The following is a 22,310-nucleotide window of genomic DNA, read 5'->3' as shown; positions in this document are numbered from 1 at the left end:
AGTTCGCCGTTTAAGGAACCGCCGCTTCCACCGATAGGTTTAGTTATCTTTTCCCCATATCAGCCAATAACTCTGAAATCAGTTCTTGATGTTCGCCGTGAAAATTATAAGCGGCATAAGCCTTCATATTAATCACCGGGGCATCCGCTACTGGATGCAAAAACCCTTGATCAATACCAACGGAGACTACGTTCTCGGGCAAATAGGCAGCCCCTCCGCAATTTTCCAGAAGGTTTAACGCAATTCGTCCACTGTTAACCCGAACGGGTGCCAATGGCCTCTGTGGGAAGTGACTTTCATGCAAAGTAGCGAAAGTAGTCCCCCACTCAACACGAACATAACCTTCAGATACCGCCTCATCTGCGCAAATACCGGCGCGGGTGGATACCAATACCATAGGAATGCTCATCACTTCATTAACAACAACCCCCTGAAGCTTGGGTACTTCGTACATAAATCCCACATCGATCAACCCCTGGTCCAACTTTTCAATCACTCGAAGAGGTGTACTCTCTTCGGCCCTTAACCCTAAAGTAGGCATTTCCCGGTAAATGCTTTGTAGCCAATCCTGAAGAAAAATATCCCACAGGCTTGCGACCCCGGCGATAACCAGGCGCCGCTGATGACTTTCACTTAAGGCAGTGTCCTCATAGGCCCTCTCCCAAGCCTCAATTATAAAACGGGCATGGCGTTCCATCCTCTCACCGGCAGGCGTTAATCCTATCTGATGGTGGCTGCGAAGGAATAACTTCAAACCGAGGTTTTCTTCCAGCTGCCGAATCCTGGCACTAATCGTAGAAGGAGACACACAAAGATTTTGTGCCGCTTTACCGAAGTTGCGGGTTCGGCTTACCTCCAAAAAGGTTTTCAGCAATAGAGTGTCCATATCAACCTTCGATATTATTGTTCATGACGGCTATTATTTTTCGTTTTTCAGGATAACAGAAATCCCCTACTATCCCCCTCTACAAATTTCGTTATAACCTTATATCATTTGTCCTGCCTCTATCCGCAGGCCAACCTCTCAGTCCCAGCTGTAGCCCAGATGAGCCAAACATGAACAGACTTCTACAACGATGGTTCCCTTTTTTTTGCTGGGGAGGTGATCTTAATCGGCAAAAGCTTACAGATGATCTTATCGCAGGTTTAACCGGTGCAGTTATTGTTTTACCCCAAGGTGTTGCTTACGCATTTATCGCGGGTCTGCCACCTGAATATGGTCTCTACACCGCTATTATCACACCGATAATAGCAGCTCTGTTTGGCTCATCAATGCACCTTATATCAGGACCAACAGCAGCCATCTCTATTGTTGTGATGAGTGTTGCCAGCGGAATAGGCGATCTCAGTGAAAGTGCCTATATTGGGGCCGTTTTGACGATCACCTTGCTGGCCGGATTGATGCAGCTGGGGCTCGGCCTGTTTCGTATGGGTACGCTGATCAATTTTATTTCGCACACCGTGGTTATTGGATTTACAGCAGGAGCAGCTATCCTGATTGCCACCAGTCAGTTAAAACATCTGTTGGGAATATCAATCCCAGGCGGTATCTCTTTTCTCGAAGGATTACACCAACTACTGGAAAAAGCAGCGCTGACCAATTACTACTCTCTGGCCATAGGCGCAGCAACCCTGCTCTCCGCTTTATTGGTGAGAAAATTTAATCGAAAACTGCCCCATCTTCTGATTGGAATGGCGGTTGGCAGCTTAACCTGCCTGGTTCTGGACGGTGCAGACAACGGTGTAGCATTAGTAGGCGCCCTGCCTGGCACATTGCCTCCACTGTCTATTCCCGATCTGTCTCTGGATACGCTACAGGCGCTCACGTCAGGCGCTTTCGCTGTAGCCTTGCTGGGACTCATCGAAGCGGTTTCCATTGCCCGTTCAATCGCCATTCGTTCACAGCAGCAGATCAATGGTAATCAAGAATTTATCGGCCAGGGACTGTCGAATGTTATCGGTAGTTTCTTTTCTTGTTATGCAGGTTCAGGCTCCTTTACACGCTCCGGTGCCAATTATGATGCGGGAGCAAAAACACCGATGGCTGCTATCTTCGCAGCTGTTATTCTGGCTCTGATTATAGTTCTCGCGCCAGGAATGACTGCCTACCTGCCACTACCGGCCATGGCTGGCGCCATCTTGCTCATTGCCTGGAACCTGATTGACTTTCACCACATAAAGCAAATTATCCAAGCCCAGAAAAGTGAAGCAACTGTATTATTCGTCACCTTTCTCTCCACTTTGTTAATTGAGCTTGAATTCGCCATATATATCGGTGTTTTCCTGTCGCTGGCGATTTATCTCAGGCGTACGTCCAGGCCGACAATCGTTGAAGTTGCCCCAATCCCGCATAATCCGCGTCGCCAAATCAAAAACGTTGCCCGCTTTGGTCTGGAACAGTGTCCACAGCTGCAAATTATTCGGATTGATGGCTCATTGTTTTTCGGAGCGACAGATCATATTCAGCAAACCATCAGAAAACTGACTGATAAAGAAAGAGGTGTTAAGTTTCTCCTGATCATAGGTAAAGGGATCAACTTTGTAGACATAGCCGGTGCTGAAATGCTGATCCAGGAAGGTAAACGTCTCAAAGACAGAGGCGGAGCAATGATGCTGAGCTCATTGAAGGGAAATGTTAAAGATGAGATTAAAGGTATTGGCTATCTCGAACGGATCGGTAAGGATATATTTTTCGACTCGCCAGAAGAAGCAATCTCGGCTACTTTTCCAAAGCTGGATCCCAACCGCTGCCAAACCTGTGAACGACGAATATTTAATGAGTGCCCAGCCCGTTGAGCAATAATTTCCTTCCTGAATTCAGGCCTGCTTATTTCAAGCGGGCTTACAATAAACACAGCCTCCTGGCAGAACTCCACTCACCTACTCGTGAATCAAAAGCGGACTATGCAGAAATATATCAAACCTGCTATTGGCCGGTAACTAAACAAACTGCCCTGCACAGAATCCGGATGACCAGGCCCACTGGAAATTATACCCCCCCAGCCAACCGGTCACATCCATCACTTCTCCAATAAAATAGAGCCCTGGAACATTTTTCGCTTCCATGGTCTTGGAGGACAGCCCATCGGTATTAACCCCTCCCCGGGTAACTTCAGCCGTTCGATATCCTTCCGTACCGGATGGCTTGATCTTCCAGCAACTGAATTGTTCACTGACCGCCTTCAAGCGCTTCTCATCAAATTGGTTGATCGGGCCATCGCAATCCCAAAGGTCACAAAGCACCTGAGCCAAGCGTTTGGTAAGCATCTCACCCAGAATATTGCGCAATTCGGCTTTTGGGTGCTGCTTACGCTGTTCCAATAGCCAGTCATATAAATTAATTTTAGGAAATAAGTTAATACTGAATGTTTGCCCCGGGCTCCAGTAGTTTGAAATCTGCAGGATAACGGGCCCACTCATGCCTCGGTGTGTAAACAGCAGGTTTTCTCTAAATGAGGCACCATTGCACTGAGCTTCAACCTCTATGGCGATTCCCGATAAGCTGCTGAATCGGTTGAGTTCCTTGGGCTGCAAGGTAAACGGAACCAATGCCGCCTGAGGTTCAACTAATTCCAGACTAAACTGTTGTGCGATTCTGTAGCCTAAATCTGTAGCACCAGCATTTGGGAACGATAAGCCTCCCGTTGCAAGCACCAGAGATTGACAACGAATGCTCCCCTGATTTGATTGAAGTTCATACCCCCCAGACTGGAGTTTCTGTACTGAGCTGATTTGCGTACGGGTCTGCACCTTAACCTGAGCCCAATCACATTCGGTCAGCAACATGCGAACAATCTGCTTGCTGCTATCATTACAAAACAGCTGCCCCCATTCACGTTCGTGATAATCGATACCATGGCGGTCCACCAGATCGATGAAATCCTGTTGGGTAAAACGCTTTAGAGCAGAAATGACAAAATGAGGGTTATTGCAGACAAAGTTTTCTGGTGAAACCGACCTATTGGTAAAATTGCAGCGCCCGCCACCGGACATCAGAATTTTTTTCCCGGGCTTGTTTGCGTGATCCAGCACCAGCACCTGACGTCCTCGATAGCCAGCCTGGGCAGCGCACATCAACCCTGCCGCCCCTGCTCCCACCACTACCACATCAGTATGCACCATTTACAAAATCCCCTCAGCCCGTTCGCCTAAAAGGCGGTGATTATATGTTATTGGACGCACCTTGTTCAGAATCAATACTCAAAATTTCCAATAATCCCCCCGCCTGTGATCATTTTTTTAGTAGAAATTCAGACAATCAACCCAAACAGAGCACCAGAACAGGACGGGCAGAATACAGGACATCCAAAAAAAGCCTGAACGGTAGATGACAGGCAAAAAAAACCCCGCAATCAAGCGGGGTAACAAAGTGCAATGCCTGTTAAGGCGAGTGTTACGACAGCTAGCGCTGAAGTGAAGGGAATTGGAGAAGCATATGTCATCAACAAGTCAAATGACCAACGAGGATCTGCCATACCATCTTAATCAAAACAATCAAAAACGTGCGGGAATAACAACAGCCGTAAAACAAGTTCTATTGAGCATCCCATGAGTACAGCGGCTTTTGATTTGTCTTTATCCTACAACCCACTGTAAAATTTGCCTAATTTATAGCTTTTATCTTCGGTATTGATTGGATGAATATAGATCGTGTCGACCTGAATTTACTGGTCTACCTCGACGTTCTGTTGCGCGAACGCAATGTAACGAAAGCAGCTAACCTGCTGGGTATCAGCCAACCAGCCATGAGCAATGGCCTGCGACGTCTTCGGGATTTATTGGAAGACCCCCTGCTTGTCCGAACCAGTGAAGGAATGACCCCGACGGAAAGAGCCAACGTCCTGCAACCAGCGATCAGGGATGCGTTGTCCCGTTTGGAAAAAGCACTGCAACCACAAACCCCATTCGAAGCAAAATCCTCCGACAGGGTCTTTCGGATCATGGCCAGCGATTACGCTGAGTCGACTCTGATTCCTCATCTTCTGCGCAGATTACGGGAAGAATCCCCAAACACCACTTTGGATATCATGACACCTAGCGACGTTAATTTTCTCGATGTTGAACAAGGCAAAGTGGATATGGTTATCAATCGATTCGACTCAATTCCTCAATCTTTCCACCAAAAAACCGTCTGGGAAGACAATTTTTGTTGCCTTATCAGTGCCAACAATCCGGTTTTAAATGACTTTGATTTAGCAGCCTTTCTGAACTCTCATCATGTCTGGGTCAGTAAAACCGGCTGGGGAGTCGGGGTCGGCATCAATCCTGACGATGTTCAGCGCCTGGGCTGGGTAGACGAGGCCTTAAACCGCATTGGGAAGAAACGCCGCATAAGAGTCTTTACTCGCCATTATCAGACGGCAATGCTATTGGCTGAACAACAGGACCTGATTGTCACCATCCCCAACAGGGCCGCTAAACTTCAGATCAATAATCCTGCCGTTGTTATTAAGCCCCCACCTTTTGAAATTCCACCAATAAAACTGAAAATGGCCTGGAGTCCTCTTTTACAGCACAACCCCGGCCACCAATGGTTACGCAGACTCATCGCAGAGGTTGCCGACGAAGTGAGGGGATAACCTCAGTCAGTCTATAGCCTGTAAATATATGACCAATGGAGGATATTCATTGGGGAAATAGTGATTATAAGAACGATAAACTGGATTAACCCAGAATCAGCACATTAAAATAGACTAATAGAGCCAATTTATTCTTCATTAGATACTAAACGTTCCGGCGTGTAATTCCGGACATCTGTTTTGAGGCAAAGAATTATGACAACACACACTCAGGTTGGTGGCATGCAGGTAGCTACCATTCTTCAGAATCTAATCAACAACGACATCATTCCAGGAACAGGTGTCAATACTGAAGACTTCTGGGTGGGATTTGAAACTATCGTCAACGATCTGGCCCCGAAAAACAGAGCATTGTTAGCCAAGCGGGAAGACCTGCAGGCTAAGATTGATGCCTGGCATCAACAGAACGGCGCGGGGGATTTTACTGCTTATAAGAATTTTTTAAAGGAAATCAATTATCTGGTTCCGGAAGGGCCTGACTTTACTATCGCGACTGCCAGTGTTGAACCCGAAATTGCCACTCAGGCGGGCCCTCAACTGGTGGTCCCGATCATGAATGCCCGCTTTGCTCTGAATGCAGCGAATGCCCGCTGGGGGAGCCTCTATGATGCACTTTACGGTACAGACGTATTACCCGAATCAGGAGGAGCAGAAAAGACCACCAGCTTCAATCCGGTCCGTGGTGCCAAAGTTATTGAATACGCACGCAACTTTCTTAACGAAGCGGTCCCACTGGCTAATGGCTCACACAAAGATGCCACCAACTACAGTATCCATGATGGAAAACTCAGCATCACTCTGACTGACGGTAATAAAACAACCCTGTCAGACAAAGAGGCATTCGTTGGCTATCAGGGGGAGTCATCAGAACCTTCAGCCATTTTGCTCAAACACAACAACCTGCATCTGGAAATTCAGATCGATGCTAATAACCCTATCGGAAAAACTGACAAAGCGAACATCAAGGATATTGTCGTAGAAGCAGCCCTCACCACGATCATGGATTGCGAGGACTCCGTCGCTGCAGTTGATGCTGAAGATAAAGCACTGGCCTACAGCAACTGGCTTGGACTCATGAAAGGCTCGCTGGAAGAAGTGATGATCAAGGGCGATAAGCAAATCGTCAGAAAACTCAATCCCGACAGAGTATACAAAACAGCGGATGGTTCAGAGAAGACACTTAAAGGACGCAGCATGCTGTTTATCCGCAATGTTGGTCACCTGATGACAAATCCAGCCATCATTGATAGAGAAGGCAACGAAATTCCAGAAGGCATCATGGATGCAGTGGTCACTTCGCTGATTGCCATTCACGATCTGAAGGGAAATGGCACACTCAACGGCAAGCACATCCGTAATTCAAACGCAGCCAGCATCAACATAGTTAAGCCTAAAATGCATGGCCCAGAAGAAGTTGCATTCACTTGTGAGCTATTCACTCGTGTCGAGGAAGTTCTCAGCCTGCCTGAGAATACGATTAAAGTAGGCATTATGGATGAAGAGCGTCGCACCTCTGTCAACCTCAAAGAATGTATCCGCGCGGCCAGTGAACGAGTTGTTTTCATTAACACTGGCTTTTTAGACCGAACCGGAGATGAAATCCATACCAGCATGCATGCAGGACCTTTTGCTCCCAAGGGTCAGCTTAAAACCCTGTCCTGGATTCTGGCTTATGAGGATCAGAACGTTGATCTTGGACTCGCCTGTGGTCTGCCTGGCAAGGCGCAAATCGGGAAAGGAATGTGGCCTGTTCCAGATAATATGGCAGACATGATGGATGCAAAGATAGGCCATCCAAAGGCTGGGGCAAATACTGCCTGGGTACCCTCTCCTACGGCCGCGACCTTACATGCACTTCACTACCACAAGGTCAGTGTACCAAGCATTCAGAATAAGCTGAAAAGCCGCCCTCGGGCAAACGTAGACGATATTCTTACCATCCCTCTGATGGGCAGCCAGAAGCCCACTGAAAAAGAAATTCAAAGAGAACTCGACAACAATGCTCAGGGTATTCTGGGATATGTTGTCCGTTGGGTTGATCAAGGGGTAGGCTGTTCAAAAGTACCTGATATCAACAACGTAGGCCTAATGGAAGATCGAGCTACTTTACGTATTTCCAGCCAGCATATTGCCAATTGGTTACACCACGGAATATGCACGGAGGAACAGGTGATGGAAACCATGAAGCGTATGGCTGCCATAGTCGATGATCAAAACGCAGCTGACTCCGCCTATATCAACATGGCTCCGACATTTGACGGTGTAGCATTCCAGGCCGCTTGCGATCTTGTCTTCAAAGGAAAAGCCCAGCCTAGTGGGTATACCGAGCCACTTCTGCATGCCCACCGCCAGACAGTCAAAGGACTCTCATAGCCTTAGCTTCCAGATTGAAAATCAACAGTAAAAAAAGCTCCTCTCCGGGAGCTTTTTTTAGCCCATGACATCAACTAAACATGCACTAGCCTATTTGTAAGCCTTCAACCCTTCAATATCTTTAACACAGATTTCACGGCCTTTTACTCTAACAATTCCTTTCTGAGTAAGACTACTCATCACTCGAGAGAAAGTTTCAGGTTTAATTGACAGCTTTGAAGCAATAACCTGTTTGGGGGTGTTAAGGACAATAATGTAACCATCCTGCGAGTTTTCCGGCAACAGGTCTACCAGATAGCCAGCCACCCTGAAACCCGCTGTCTCCTGAGTAAGGCTGATCATTTCATTGAGTCGTTCATCCACTCGAATGCAGAGCTTTCCGAGGAAGCGGATACAGAATTCTGTATTCTCCTGTATCAACTGAATACAACTATTCCTGCTGATACAGTATAAGGTCGTATTATTGATAGCCTGAGCGGACAAAGGATAAGCCTGTTCAGGCATAAACATGACTTGCTCAGCCATTGTTTTACCGGGTGTTACGATTTCCACAACCTTCTGTTTGCCATCCACCCCAATGATTGAGAGCTTTATCTGGCCTTCTGCCAACAGAAAAAAACTATCAGCATGATCATGCTGATGGTACAAATAGTCATCTGCCTGTAGATCGAATTGACGAACAGAATCTATCAGTATATCCAGTTGACTGTCCGTTAGAACTTCAAATAACTCATGTCGCTTAAAATAGGTCAAAGCTACTGAGCGTTGCAGCTCAGATAACCTTGATCCGGCGGCAGACGCCCACACACCCCTTTCACGCTTCGTCAAATTAGAACCCTCACCTACATATGCCTGACAACATTGTCAGACATTGAGTTTTCGCCAACCATCGACCGGGTTAAAAACCACAAGTCATTCACTCGGTTGCTGAACTATGCACAAATATAGCTACGCCATCAAATATAGCAACGGAATAAGCAACCTAGCAATATGATTCCCGTATCAGAGATTAGTGCAATAAATAAAGGGCCCACCGACATATTGGAAAATGGCAGTCTTGGTCTGGTCGTTTTGGAGGGGGTTGAATTTATCCAATGAAGCCGGACAACACCTAAAGCGTAGATACGATTAACAAACGACTATCCTTGATCGCCTGCCACAATCTTTTCACAACAAAAAAAGGGCGGTATCACTCCGCCCTTTTCCCTACCATCAACCGGTTATCGACCGGTTATCGACCCGGTTGCCGGTGTTAGCTATTAGCTAAACTGGTTCATGGTATTATCTTTACCGGCCGCTTTCAGTGCAGCTTCACCAGCAAAGTATTCTTTGTGATCATCACCCATGTCAGAACCTGACATATTCTGATGCTTAACACAGGCAATACCCTGACGGATCTCTTTACGCTGCACACCAGCAACATAGCCCAACATCCCCTGCTCACCGAAGTACTCTTTAGCCAGGTTGTCAGTAGACAACGCAGCAGTGTGGTAAGTCGGCAGAGTGATCAAGTGATGGAAGATACCCGCTTCACGAGCAGCATCAGCCTGGAAGGTACGGATCTTATCGTCAGCCAATTGAGCCAATTCGGTTTCATCGTACTCAACGCTCATCAATTGATCACGATTGTACGCAGATACGTCCTTACCTTCTGCAACCATGGCATCAAATACCTGCTGACGGAAGTTCAGAGTCCAGTTAAAGGAAGGACTGTTGTTGTAAACCAGTTTAGCGTTAGGCACAACTTCACGGATACGGTTAACCATGCCACCTATCTGACCTACGTGAGGCTTCTCCGTCTCAATCCAGATCATATCCGCACCATTCTGCAGAGAAGTGATGCAGTCCAGCACACAACGGTCTTCACCGGTTCCAGGACGGAATTGGAACAGGTTAGAAGGCAGGCGCTTAGGACGCAGTAGCTTGCCATTTCGGTTAAGAACAACATCACCGTTATTCATGTCCTCTGGAGTCACTTCTTCACAATCCAGGAAGCTGTTGTACTGATCGCCCAGGTCACCTGGCTCCTTAGTAACAGCAATCTGCTTAGTCAGACCAGCGCCCAGAGAGTCAGTACGTGCAACGATAACACCATTGTCTATTCCCAGCTCAAGGAAGGCATAACGAACTGCACGGATCTTGGCGAGAAAGTCTTCATGGGGAACTGTTACTTTACCGTCCTGATGACCACATTGCTTCTCATCAGAAACCTGGTTTTCAATCTGAATACAGCAGGCTCCCGCTTCAATCATCTGCTTCGCCATCAGGTAAGTAGCTTCTGCATTACCGAACCCAGCGTCTATATCAGCAACGATTGGCACAACGTGAGTTTCAAAGTTGTCAATCTTGTCCTGAACAGCAGCTTTCGCTTCAGCAGTTTCAGCAGCATCCAATTCGCGGAACAAGCCACCAAGTTCACGAGCATCAGCCTGACGCAAGAACGTGTATAGCTCATTGATCAGACCAGCGACAGAGGTTTTCTCATGCATGGACTGATCCGGCAGAGGACCGAACTCAGAGCGCAGTGCCGCAACCATCCAGCCAGAAAGGTACAGATACTTTTTCTTGGTGGTACCGAAGTGCTTCTTGATAGCAATCAGCTTCTGCTGGCCGATGAAACCGTGCCAGCAGCCCAGGGACTGGGTGTACTGAGAAGAGTCTGCATCGTATGCATCCATATCTGCACGCATGATATCAGCCGTATACTTAGCAATATCCAAACCGGTTTTAAAACGGTTCTGAGCCTTCATACGAGCAGCTGACTCAGGGTTGATAGCATTCCATGAGCTGCCTGCTGCTTCACGCAGCGTAGCCATTGCATCGATGTCTTGGTTGTACTGTGACATGTTGAATCCTCACATCTCTAATCAGGTTTTTGTTGTCCCGGCACTCTGTGTTGGTGATGAAACTTTTCTGAGCGCTTTCTTATGGAGCTGCTACCTATACTAGAGATTAGTTTTTCATAATTGAAATAAATGGCAATTATGTTTGCTATTTATACGATGAATATAGCTTATACCCAAGGTGCCCGTTCTACAATTGAAACAACTCACAAGCACCACAATGATACTCCCTATCCATTTGTATTATATTGATATTTTTAGATAACTCCCAATCAGAATGAAGAGTTTCAGCGTTGATTTTCCTGATCAGATCAATTCCGGGTACTGTTTGGCAGCACCTCTAATATCGATTTGACACCCCTGCTGCACCCACAACTTAAACTAAAGACTAATAGGGTTTTTGAGATCCCTTTGAACGGATCAAATTTATCGACGTCAATCTGGTACATCCGCAAGATCAAAACGGCCAGCCCATATGACTGTCCTCTCCTCGAGATGGTGGGATTGAGCATAAATATGGGCTGCAGAAAGAAATTATCAAAATGCCATGACATTCAAAGCATCAAAGCAAGCGAGAAGCGCCACGCAGACAAACTCTATTACCCCAGAGCTGGAGTAACAGCAGGCATGCAGGCCGACAAACAGCCATGCGATATGAGTCTAATATAGGAAAACAAACGAACAATTTGCCAGGAATAGAGAGCGGATAAGGCACTCGTCGTCAAAAAAAAACGACAAATGAATACGAGAGGGAACCTGTCATCAGGATCCCTCTGCAAAGACAAACCTGAACTCTAAGCCGGGCTCAGGCCTGCTTTATCGCAGTATGCTGGGTAGAGCTAACTTACAGAGCTTCTACTTGATCAGCTTGAGGGCCTTTCTGGCCTTCTACTTCAACGAAACTAACGGACTGGCCGTCGTGAAGAGTTTTGCGGCCTTCACCGAGAATAGAACGGAAGTGTACAAACAGGTCTTTTCCGTTTTCCCGCTCGATGAAACCATAACCTTTTTCATCGTTGAACCACTTAACTGTTCCAGTCTGCTTGTCGGACATATTCTTTATTTCTCATAAAAAGTAATTAGAGAGCCGAGGAGCTATAGCATCTCCGATGTCGGCCCGATTTTACATGTAGCAGGCGAAGGCAAGAGAGTTGGAGCAGAGGTTATTCGAAGGAAACGTCTACAAAAACACAAATCGCGCAACCATTTACACAGCAATTACCTTACAGCACTCCCGCCACAGTTACAAGTCACTTTAAGTTAGGGGAAACTGCACTTAGTTGTGCAGTTAGAAGGACTTAAGCCACCTGTCTGCTATTATATGCATAAGTATAAATTGAGAAATATCACCAGTGGCGATTGTGTACCAAGGACTGTTTCAATTTGCCTCTTATTGGAGCCACCTTTATGAAGGTATCACAAAAAATTGCTTTGGTTGCCTCTGCCATTGTAATCCTCGCATTTACTACTTTCTCCTGGATTCAATATCACTCAGTACGTGATGCCCTCTATGAAAAAACACAGAATAGTATTGATGAAGCCTCAGTTGTGTTATCTCATCAAATCACCAACTGGCTGAATGGAAAATTAGCATTAATCGATATTATGGCTGAATCAATAGCAGCCAATTACAGCGCTGAGACTATCCAGCGAACGTTTGATGCCCCGATATTGAAAAAGGAATTCCTTCTGATTTTTGGAGGACTGGATACCGATGGAAACAGAATAACCAATGATCCAAGCTGGAACCCTGAAAACTGGGATGCACGAAAACGCCCTTGGTACCCCTATGCCAGATCCCACAAAAGAGCGGTACTTACAGATCCTTATGCAGATGCAGCAACTAATGAAATTTTGATATCAGCGGTAGCCAATATCTATGATAAAAGCTCATTTAAAGGGGCCTTTGGTGGTGATCTCAGTCTAAAAACCGTATCTGATGCGGTCAATACACTGAACTTCAACAATACGGGTTATGCATTTTTACTTAACGCTGATGGCAATATAATCAGCCACCCAAATGCCAAATTAAACGGTAAGCAATTAAATAGCCTGTTTGAAGGAGTAAGCCCTCAGCTTAATAGTGAGCTTCAGGAACTAAAAGTGGATGGAAAAAAAGTGCTGACCGCCTATCGGCCATTAGAAAACCTCTTCGGCAGCGAATGGTTAATCGGCGTTGTCCTGAAAAAGAATAAGGTAATGGCCGAAGCAAATGCTTTTGGTCTCAATGCCATCATCGGGGCGATTATCAGCGCTCTGATATGCTCCGCTATTATCTACGCGACCATGGGGCGCCTATTATTGCCATTGAAACAGCTTCGTGGCTCTCTTTTTGAAATAAACAGTGGAGACGGAGACCTGACTAAGCGTCTTGACTCAAGTTCAAAAGACGAATTTGGTCAGGCATCAGCCGACTTCAATGAGTTTTTAACTTACCTGCAAACGCTGATCACTGACATTAAAGCAGTATCCCGAGACATTCGAAGTAACACGGCCCAAACTTCGGATTCAGCGGCGGCTTCTGCGGCCAGCCTTCAACAACAGCTCCACGAGCTTGATCAACTGGCAACGGCCATGAATGAAATGGAGTCTACTGCCCACAATGTCGCTGAAAATGCCCAGCAGGCAGCCGAGTCAGCCCGTATAGCAGATGCAGCTGCAGATCAGGGTGCGCAGGTGGTATCCAGGACCACATCATCCATTGAAAAACTGTCATCGGATATGGATACCGCAGTAACTACAGTCAATGAGTTGGCGGAATACAGTAACAATATTGAGTCAATACTCACCGTCATCACCGGTATTGCCGAGCAAACAAATCTACTGGCGCTCAATGCCGCAATTGAGGCAGCCAGAGCCGGGGAACAAGGTAGAGGATTTGCTGTAGTTGCCGATGAGGTCCGCGCTCTTGCATCCCGGACTCAGGAATCAACTGAAGAAATTCAGCGCATGATCGAGCAACTGCAAAATGGCGTCCGCAAAGCGGAACAAACTATTAATCAAAGTCGTGAAACAGCCAGCGAAACAAACCAGGTTGCGGCTGAGGCAGACCAGGCGTTGGCGAAGATTCGTACCAATATTCGAGAAATCAATGAAATGTCATTACAGATAGCCACCGCTGCCGAACAACAAAGCGCAACCACAAAAGAGATCAATCGAAATACCACGAATATTCGCGATATCAGTCAATCTGTTTCTCATAGTGCCCACGCACAATCTTCACTTTGTGAAAATATGGTGGAACTGACACACAAGCAGGACAAATCGCTATCACAGTTTAAAGTTTAAAGCCCTCACCCTCTCATAAGCCGCACAGCCTCAGTTTATGAGAGGGATTATTATCAATGAGATTTTTTTGTCAATAATGACATCGTTCACCATCCGTTGTGATTCAATAACTGCAGTTTTTTGTATTTACAGCGGTTCACAAGGCACATCTTAAAGGACCGGCTGGTTTGATAAATTTGCTGTCTTCTAATTCAGTTTTCCTTCTGGTATTCATCCCTGTCTATTGACCCACAGCAAAGCCCGTGAATAATAGGCGACGATACAAACACTCGCGATTGTTTAGGGTATAGATACATGCAAAGTGCCAAAGAGCCATATAAGCATTCCGGCAAAACCAATATCAGCTGGCTAGCAACGGTTGTCGTGCTGTTCACTGCTCTGTATTTCCAGCTTTCTTTTGCAGGATTCGAAGCTCTTCTATCCTACAAGGTCTTTGCGTTCTTTACGGTCGGTGCCGCTCTAGCGGCGATTTTTCTGGACCTCCCAGCCTTTATACTGCGAAGTTATATCACCGCCCGGGTATTAAAGAACGCCTCTGACGAGACCACAGAGCATTTGGAGAATGGCGCAGGAGCCCTGGGCACATTTATTAAGGCAGGCCAGGTTATTATTGCTTTTGTTGCGACCAAATACGGATATAGCTGGTTCCTTCTTAACTAAGGAGCCAGCCAAGCCCTCATAGCTGAAAAACGACAGCTGGACTGGTCATTGCTAAATCACTTGAGTTGTTTGTGATGGGATCAGCTCTCAGACTTTAGTTGATTCCTCTTTTGTCACAGCCACCACCCTTGCAGTAATAACCATGGTTAATAACACAGACAGCGCAAATGCATATAAGCCATAGTGCATTTCTACGTTCGCAATAGCACCCAGCTTTACGGAAACCACTAATATTGCCACAACAAAAACATCCAGCATTGACCATTTTCCATATAAATGCATCCAACGAAGGTAGCGATGGCGGTTTGAACCCTCATGCTGTGGATTTTCCAGAATTTGAAATAGCACGCCAAGTTTCAGGACAGGTAATATCAAGCTGAACACGGAGATCAACAAGAACAGAAAATAGCGCTGTTCAAGAAAAAGCTGAACTACACCGGAGAAAATCGAGAAGGTGTTTTCAACAAGGTAAAACTTTTCTATGGTGACTATAGGGGAAATGACTCCAACAACAAATAACAACAATGCCAGTACTAACATTGCCTGTAGGAATAACCGTTGAGTTCTATTCATATGGATTAGTCATCCAGAAAAGTCATACTTAATGTGATCAGTTGGCAAACTGCTCACGCAGAATGCGTTCATCAAGATTGTGCTCGGGGTCATACAGTACCGTACTCCAAAGGCTCCGATCTTCAAAAACCTTTACCCGCAGGACATCGCGAATCTCTGTAGAATCAGCAGACGCTCCAACAGGGCGCTTTACCGGGTCCAACACTTCCATTTCGACCGTGGCCTGATGCGGCAAAATGGCTCCCCGCCAACGGCGAGGGCGGTAAGCGCTGATTGCCGTCAGCGCCAGAACCCCACTACCCAGCGGTAATATTGGTCCATAAGCAGACATATTATAAGCGGTACTTCCAGCGGTGGTTGCTACCAGGACGCCATCACACACCATCTCTTCAATCCTCTCAACCCCATCTATACTGACTCTTATGTGTGCAGCCTGCCCGGTTTCCCGAAACAATGAAACCTCATTAAAAGCCAAAGAATGGTGCTTTTCACCACGACTACAGATAGCCTCCATTCGTAACGGATGCAACTCAATGGCCTCCGCTCTGGTCAAACGCTCCATCAGGTCATCAGCCCTGAATTCATTCATCAGAAAGCCGACGGAGCCACGATTCATTCCATACACCGGTTTTTTCAACTTTAAGTACCGGTGTAAGGTCCGCAGCATAAAACCGTCACCACCCAAGGCGATAATAACATCGGCCTCATCCGGCTCAACATGAGGGTAGATTCTGCTGAGGATATCCAGTGCCCCCTGGGCAGAGGCTGACTTACCTGCAACAAAAGCAATCTTATTTTCACTCACTCTCAAATCACCTGTGAAAAATGCAATATCTGTTTATAGCGGAGCCTGTTTACTGGGCTGCACTTTATACGACCCACCGCTTTTCGCCAAGCAGCCAGTTCCAGATCCATTTTTGAATCCCGAAAGTATTGCAGCCTGTTAACGACTTATGGCAACAATCAATTGTGATTAAAAAACAGCTCCAATATCTGTGGATCATCAAAATGGCGAACGCCTGTGAGACTCACCGCGTGATTTCCCCACAAACGCATCGAGCCTGCTGCTTCCACCCCCATTGGCCACAGTAAATAGCGCTCCGGTCTGGCTGAGTCAGGAACTAATCCTTTAGCATCGAACAGGCTGCTTGATCTCCCAGGCCGGTTTCGGTCCTTCAACTGGGTTAACTGCAGATATGGCAGCATCTGATATTCGACCGCTTCCGTCTGCTGCTTGAAACGGCTGACTCCTATTATGTAATGGTTGGCAGCCTGAACCTGAATCAAAATACGATTAACAGGATGTTCCGGCATCCCCTCTGTCAAGATAAGAGGAAGCTCTTCATCCCACTCACCAAGGTCCTCGCCGTAGGCATCTTTTGTTCTCGCAGAAACGGGATACAGCTTGTGGTAACAACCACAAGAGTGGATGCTGTCATAAGCGAGTACAGAGCCATCAGTATTCAGTGTTACTCGCCAGATCAGACCGTCCAGCTTCCCAGCGTGAAGATCCCAGGAACTTTCGGCTGAACGGGCAGGAAACCAGATCATATAGTTGAGTTGCAGAAGCAGCTCCCCGTAAAAACGAGTATAGGATGGATACTGATAGCTGACCGGGTTACTTGTGTCTACCATGACGGCGTTCTGACTGGACACAATCTGCCCAACTCTGTCAGCACGATCATTAGTAAAGACTTTCCACGCAGGCGCAAAATTCTTAAAGAGCGTGTCCAATTGTGGAGCACTCACTACCGGAATATTCAGTGCGTTGGACTGAGCCCCGTCACGGAGAATAAGGCTAACTTCTTTTCTGCTTAACCTGGGCCGCGCTGGAGGGCGGTAGATAACGCTGGGCGCAGCATCCATCTGATATTGGTTAAAATTCTGTTTTACCTCGGCCTGTTCAATCTTCAGCGCCCTCAGTACCGGTATCCGAGTCAGGGGAAACAACCCCAGCACTCTCATTCCATAAAGGTAGTTATCAGGCACCTTGACTTCATCATCCAGCCATAAAAAGAAATCCTGTGCAGTTCGATCCTGCCGAGCCAATGCCTCTATGCAGACTTCGATCTGCTGTTGATCAAACAGGCTAAATTGCCGGGACAGATTATTCAGCTCAATACGCCTTGCCCTGCTTCCCAAATCGAACAGTTGGCGGTACCACTGCTCCTTTTGTTTATCGGTCAGGCTTTTAGAATTAAAACTGGCGAGAAATCGATTTGATCTCAGATAAGGATAACTATGAATACGGTGCCCAAGAGCCTGTCGACTTCCCTGTTGATCAATACGCTGCTGCATTTCTGACAAAAGCGTACGGCAATAGTCATCACGATCTAATCCCGACAGGCGACTGTAGGAAGTGGGCGTCAGGCTACAGGCAGCTCCTGCCAGCGCAAGCACAACGATAAAAAGCGACCTGGAAAAAATCATGACGGGTCGCCCTCCTTCTTAATTTGACTGGATGCTTATCTACCCTTCGACATCACAAACTGAAACAGAGTTTCGACCTTCCCGCTTTGCCTGATAAAGCGCATCATCAGCACGCTTCATCAGATGATGAACAGTGTCCCCTTCCTCTCCTAGCTCAGCAATCCCCATACTTACAGTAATACCAAACTGTTGGTCTTCATAAGAGATACTGATATCCGCAATTTTTTTCCGCAATCGTTCGGCAACACTATAAGCACCATGCTGTTCAGTGTCAGGCAACAGGATAGCAAACTCTTCTCCACCAATACGGCCAAGAACATCCACCTCCCGAAGTACATCATTGCAAACTGCAACCAATTCGATCAACGTAATGTCACCACTGTCATGGCCGTAACTGTCATTGATCTGCTTAAAATGATCGACATCCAACATTATAAGAGAAAGAGGGGTCGAGCTGCGCCGGCTCAATGCATATGAGCTATTTGCCAGCTCCATAAAGCGCCGACGATTAAATACATCCGTCAAGGAATCCCGGTTAGCCAACTGCTGAAGGTTGGCATTGGCTTTTCGCAACTGTTCAGTCATGTACTGGAGTTTTAGTTGAAGCTGCACGCGAGCACAGACAACAGCAGGAAGGATAGGTTTTGATATGTAGTCTACGGCCCCGAGTCTCAAACCTTTTTCTTCATCTTCTCCGTCGCTGCGGGCTGTTATGAATAAAAACGGGATATTAGCAGTTACCGGATTCTGCTTAAGCATCCTGCCCACCTCATAGCCACTTATTTCTGGCATTTCCACATCAAGCAAGATCAGCGCTGGAGAGACTTCTTCAGCCTTGCTCAGCGCTTCTCTTCCATCCGTTACAAAAAACACTTCCGCCATATCGGATAACAGATCGGCTAACAAACGTATCGTGGTAATAGAGTCATCTACAATAAGTATACGTTGCCTGGGCACACCTTCACTCATCGGCTCATTCAATGTCATTGGTCGTTCCAACCTGGTCTGTGTTTTCGGCTTCATTGACACCCAGCCACCCTATTAAGGCATCAATATGAGCCAAAGCTTTTTGATACTCCAATGCATCAACAGTATCTACGAGTTGCTGCCATTGAGGTATGCTGCAACCTTCAACTAGGGGTTTTATCTGTATCAGGCACTTATCGGCATCCAAACTGCCACTCTCAAGATATTCCCTCAAAGTTTTTAACCGGGGTATCAGTTCAGCTCGATTAACGACTGCGATAGCATCATCCCCGTTGGTTTTATGACTAGACTGGCTAGGCGAATGATGGGATACGTCACTACTGCCTGTCTCAGCACCTCCATTCGTTTCTTTAACCTTCTGATTATTATTGCGCTCACCAAAAACAGAGCTAAGCCCTGTTATGACTTCCCTTAGGTCATCTACAAAGTGATTAACAAGATCGGTCCCAACATCATCACCTGAACAGAGTGCCTGGTTCAGGGCCACTGCTGAAATCTGCAATTTTGGTGCAGCAATTACTGGCGCTAATCCTTTCATGTTATGAACAATGAGCTTGGCAGGCTCTGAGTTTCCGGCTAGCAGGGTATTTTTGATATCATCTGCGGTAGTCTGGTGTTCGCGGTAAAAGTTATCCAAAACTCTTAAATATATTTCTGCATTTCCCTCTAACCGGTCCATTCCTGCCTGAATATCGATGCCGAGTATTGCTTCAGGTAACCCTGCCACTGAAGAGCTCCTACCAGTGGCATCAGACACCTCCTCACGGGGTTTAGAATCCTTTTGATCCAATAAACCCGATGCCTTGGCAACATCCGTGACCACTACTGAATCATCGATACTGCTCCTTTGTCCATCTGTTGCTCCCTTTTCCTCAACCCCGCCTGTTTCAGACATCCTGCTTTTATCGGCCTTGGTCTTGTGGGCGCTGGTTTCACTGAAACCCATTTCAGGTGCGCGGGAAACTTCGCCACAGGCGACAGGTAACCATTGAGCGAGAATTGTTCTTAATTTCTTCGGATCAACCGGTTTAGAAAAATGCCCGTTCATCCCAACATCCAGACATTTTTGCCGATCCTCGGCCATCACGTGAGCAGTCATCGCCAAGATGGGGAGTTCTTCAGCTGTTTTCTTCTTGCGAATTTGCCATGTCGCCTCAAAACCATCCATTTCTGGCATTTGAAGGTCCATAAGCACAACATCATAATCACTATTTTCAACGGCGCTTACCGCTTCATAGCCATTGTTGGCGATTTCAACATCCAACCCCATCCCTTCGAGCAATGTCTGAGCAATATACTGATTGATCGGATTATCTTCTACCAACAGCACATGGCCATTCAGGTCCTGCTTTTTGGGCGATGCATTCGCACTGTTGTCCTCTGGATCAGCCTCTAACCGAAGAGCCTCACCCTCCACCAACATCCCATTAACCACGTCAAACAAATGTGAGCGATTAACAGGTTTTGTGAGAATTGCCTGCAATCCCACTTGATCCGCATGTTGTAACACTTCTTCACGATCAAAAGCAGTCACCATCACGATGGTGACATTATTCATCAGTTTTGGATCACCCTTAATCTGTAATGAAGCTTCAATCCCATCCATTTCCGGCATCTGCCAGTCCATAAACACCATGCGGTATTGCTGATCAGCATCCTCATCAGCTACCCGGGTTAATTCATGTAACGCAGCCACTCCACTGTTGACCGTAGTCACTTCCAATCCAAAAGATTCAAGATGAGTCCGTAAAATCATTCTGGATATTTCGTTGTCATCGACCACCAGAACACGATTTCCCTGAGCTTTGTGAGGTAGTACATTCGGCTCATGTTGCTTATCTTGTCTAGGGAAAACAGCATTGAAACTGAACTGACTTCCTTTGCCGTAGACACTCTCCACTTGCAAAGTGCCTCCCATCAACTCAACCAACTGCTTACTGATATGCAGGCCAAGTCCAGTACCACCATATCGTCTCGTCGTTGAGCTATCCGCTTGACTGAAAGCTTTAAAGACTTCGTCAACCTGCTTTGGATTCATGCCTATTCCGGTGTCACGAACCAAAAAAAGCAGATTCAAGTTTTTATCCGTAGGTTTAAATTGAGGCTGCACCGCAACAAGAATGCTACCTTGTTCTGTGAATTTTATGGCGTTACCAACAAGATTAACCAGCACCTGATTCAACCGGAGGGCGTCGCCCACCAGATCAGTCGGGACCAAAGGGGAAACATCAAATAAGATCTCCAGCCCTTTTTGCCCGGCCCTGACTCCCAGCAGGTTTGATAGTTGCTCCAACACCTGCTCAAGATTAAACGGAGCAAGCTCTAAGCTCATTTTTCCAGCTTCTATTTTGGATACATCCAAAATGTCATCGATGATGCCCAGCAGATTTTGAGCACTACTTTGCATGTTATTAAGATGCTCTCTTTGCTGAGGAGTCAATTGACTTTGACTGAGCAAATGCCCCATTCCTACAACGGCATTCATGGGAGTACGGATTTCATGACTCATATTGGCGAGAAAGTTGGACTTCGCCTGATTGGCTCTCTCAGCGACTTTCGATGCTTCAGCCAACTCGATTGTGCGCTCCATCACTAACCTGTTAACTCTGATATTCTGGAGAGAAAGAAAGCCAACTATCGAAAAAACGGCAAAAACCAGAGCACTCCCACCAACCTGCACCACACTGCCTAAGGTGGTATCTACACCACCGAGATAGTCGGGCATCACATCCCAATAATAATCCCAGTGCGCATCGCCACTTCGGGTCGGGTAATAAAAAGTATCAACAGCTCCTCTTTCAGCGGTTTCTGAACCAATAATAGCCCGGCTGTTATTCCTGACCGGTAGACCACTTCCTTCAGCATTACTCCGTTCCAGAATACGCAGTACTAAGCCATCAGGGATATGCAGAGTGTCTAAATCCATAACGAAGTCGGTTAGATTCACTACTGACAACAACACACCTTGCCGGCCGCCATTGGGGGCAGTAATAGCTAACGTTATTTGTCGCCCTCCGTTTTGATCAAAAAACATCGGTCCAACGGCTACTGCTTCCGGGCGACGCAGCGCTGCTTCAACGACAGCAGATGTCGACTGCTGAGCCATAAGGTTATTACCAACGGCTACCACCCCGCCAACATCCGTACTGAAAAGAACCGGAAAACGACTGTTAAGACTGTTTCCAGGGTCCTGCTGTATTGCAAATGCGAGAGTCGTCAGGGGGATCACGGACTCCATCTCGACCCCTTCGGTTAGTTCAATAGCATTAAGATATTCTTCTTCGGAGATGTTTCTAGAGCCATAAAAAAGGGAAGCGAGCCCCCTCAGCTGAGTATGGAACAACGATAACCAATAAAGACTGGTATCTGTAATTTGCTTTGTATCGTTACCGGCTTTCTCCAACCAACTGTCTGAAGCCTGTTTTTTAAGGTTCATCCCCCATTGATTGACTCCATACAACGACGCGACTAATGCCAGCATAAAGCAGACAACTTTTACTGTTACCCGTCTTTTAGTCATTGCTGGTAACCCATAAAGGATTCCGTTAGGAACGACAATCTGATCATCTGAAACCTG

General features: G+C 46.6%; 15 protein-coding genes. 5 read left to right on the top strand and 10 right to left on the bottom strand.

Annotation, left to right across the window (positions count from 1 at the left end):
* Window positions 1-43 precede the first annotated feature (43 nt).
* Window positions 44-886, bottom strand: coding sequence for a LysR family transcriptional regulator (locus tag BGP75_RS19730; protein ID WP_076720599.1), 843 nt, complete (start codon window positions 884-886; stop codon window positions 44-46).
* A gap of 170 nt (window positions 887-1,056) precedes the next feature.
* On the opposite strand from BGP75_RS19730, the gene BGP75_RS19725 reads away from it, so the two are divergent.
* Window positions 1,057-2,796, top strand: coding sequence for a SulP family inorganic anion transporter (locus tag BGP75_RS19725; protein ID WP_076720598.1), 1,740 nt, complete (start codon window positions 1,057-1,059; stop codon window positions 2,794-2,796).
* Between the two features lie 144 nt (window positions 2,797-2,940).
* Here BGP75_RS19725 and BGP75_RS19720 read toward each other — a convergent pair whose 3' ends face one another.
* Entirely contained in the window at window positions 2,941-4,122 is a 1,182-nt protein-coding gene (locus tag BGP75_RS19720; protein WP_076720597.1) for an NAD(P)/FAD-dependent oxidoreductase, read from the bottom strand.
* A gap of 515 nt (window positions 4,123-4,637) precedes the next feature.
* Here BGP75_RS19720 and BGP75_RS19715 point away from each other — a divergent pair.
* Together BGP75_RS19715 and BGP75_RS19710 are read left to right on the top strand one after the other, a co-directional pair.
* Window positions 4,638-5,579: a LysR family transcriptional regulator gene (locus BGP75_RS19715; protein ID WP_076720596.1), complete on the top strand. Its 942-nt coding sequence runs from the start codon at window positions 4,638-4,640 to the stop codon at window positions 5,577-5,579.
* A 195-nt stretch (window positions 5,580-5,774) separates the two neighbouring features.
* On the top strand, window positions 5,775-7,952 hold the full coding sequence (locus BGP75_RS19710) for a malate synthase G (protein WP_076720595.1): 2,178 nt from the start codon (window positions 5,775-5,777) through the stop codon (window positions 7,950-7,952).
* Window positions 7,953-8,042: 90 nt separating this feature from the next.
* Here the strand turns inward: BGP75_RS19710 and BGP75_RS19705 are convergent, their stop codons facing one another.
* The 3 genes from BGP75_RS19705 to BGP75_RS19695 form a co-directional block, all read right to left on the bottom strand.
* Window positions 8,043-8,780, bottom strand: coding sequence for a Crp/Fnr family transcriptional regulator (locus BGP75_RS19705; RefSeq protein WP_083704933.1), 738 nt, complete (start codon window positions 8,778-8,780; stop codon window positions 8,043-8,045).
* Between the two features lie 431 nt (window positions 8,781-9,211).
* A complete protein-coding gene (locus BGP75_RS19700; RefSeq protein WP_076720593.1) occupies window positions 9,212-10,798 on the bottom strand; it encodes an isocitrate lyase in 1,587 nt (528 codons plus the stop codon).
* An 841-nt stretch (window positions 10,799-11,639) separates the two neighbouring features.
* Window positions 11,640-11,849: a cold-shock protein gene (locus BGP75_RS19695; RefSeq protein WP_076720592.1), complete on the bottom strand. Its 210-nt coding sequence runs from the start codon at window positions 11,847-11,849 to the stop codon at window positions 11,640-11,642.
* Between the two features lie 353 nt (window positions 11,850-12,202).
* On the opposite strand from BGP75_RS19695, the gene BGP75_RS19690 reads away from it, so the two are divergent.
* Both BGP75_RS19690 and BGP75_RS19685 read left to right on the top strand, forming a co-directional pair.
* A complete protein-coding gene (locus tag BGP75_RS19690; protein WP_076720591.1) occupies window positions 12,203-14,083 on the top strand; it encodes a methyl-accepting chemotaxis protein in 1,881 nt (626 codons plus the stop codon).
* Between the two features lie 294 nt (window positions 14,084-14,377).
* Window positions 14,378-14,743 carry a hypothetical protein gene (locus BGP75_RS19685; RefSeq protein ID WP_076720590.1) on the top strand — a complete coding sequence of 122 codons (366 nt, stop codon included), beginning with the start codon at window positions 14,378-14,380 and terminating at the stop codon, window positions 14,741-14,743.
* An 87-nt stretch (window positions 14,744-14,830) separates the two neighbouring features.
* Here BGP75_RS19685 and BGP75_RS19680 read toward each other — a convergent pair whose 3' ends face one another.
* From BGP75_RS19680 to BGP75_RS19660, 5 genes are all read right to left on the bottom strand, one after another.
* The gene (locus BGP75_RS19680; protein ID WP_076720589.1) at window positions 14,831-15,316 is read right to left on the bottom strand and encodes a paraquat-inducible protein A; all 486 of its coding nucleotides are present in this window, start codon (window positions 15,314-15,316) and stop codon (window positions 14,831-14,833) included.
* 37 nt (window positions 15,317-15,353) lie between these two features.
* Window positions 15,354-16,121: an NAD kinase gene (locus BGP75_RS19675; protein ID WP_076720588.1), complete on the bottom strand. Its 768-nt coding sequence runs from the start codon at window positions 16,119-16,121 to the stop codon at window positions 15,354-15,356.
* Window positions 16,122-16,279: 158 nt separating this feature from the next.
* On the bottom strand, window positions 16,280-17,746 hold the full coding sequence (locus BGP75_RS19670; RefSeq protein ID WP_076720587.1) for a hypothetical protein: 1,467 nt from the start codon (window positions 17,744-17,746) through the stop codon (window positions 16,280-16,282).
* A gap of 39 nt (window positions 17,747-17,785) precedes the next feature.
* A complete protein-coding gene (locus BGP75_RS19665) occupies window positions 17,786-18,733 on the bottom strand; it encodes a diguanylate cyclase (protein ID WP_158070139.1) in 948 nt (315 codons plus the stop codon).
* Window positions 18,720-22,253, bottom strand: coding sequence for a response regulator (locus BGP75_RS19660; RefSeq protein WP_083704931.1), 3,534 nt, complete (start codon window positions 22,251-22,253; stop codon window positions 18,720-18,722). The genes BGP75_RS19665 and BGP75_RS19660 overlap by 14 nt, the downstream gene beginning before the upstream one ends.
* Window positions 22,254-22,310: the final 57 nt, after the last annotated feature.

Source organism: Motiliproteus sp. MSK22-1 (assembly GCF_001968815.1).
Taxonomy (GTDB): domain Bacteria; phylum Pseudomonadota; class Gammaproteobacteria; order Pseudomonadales; family Balneatricaceae; genus Motiliproteus.
Note: the sequence above shows the minus strand (reverse complement) of the source record. Positions and strands in the feature narration are given on the sequence as shown.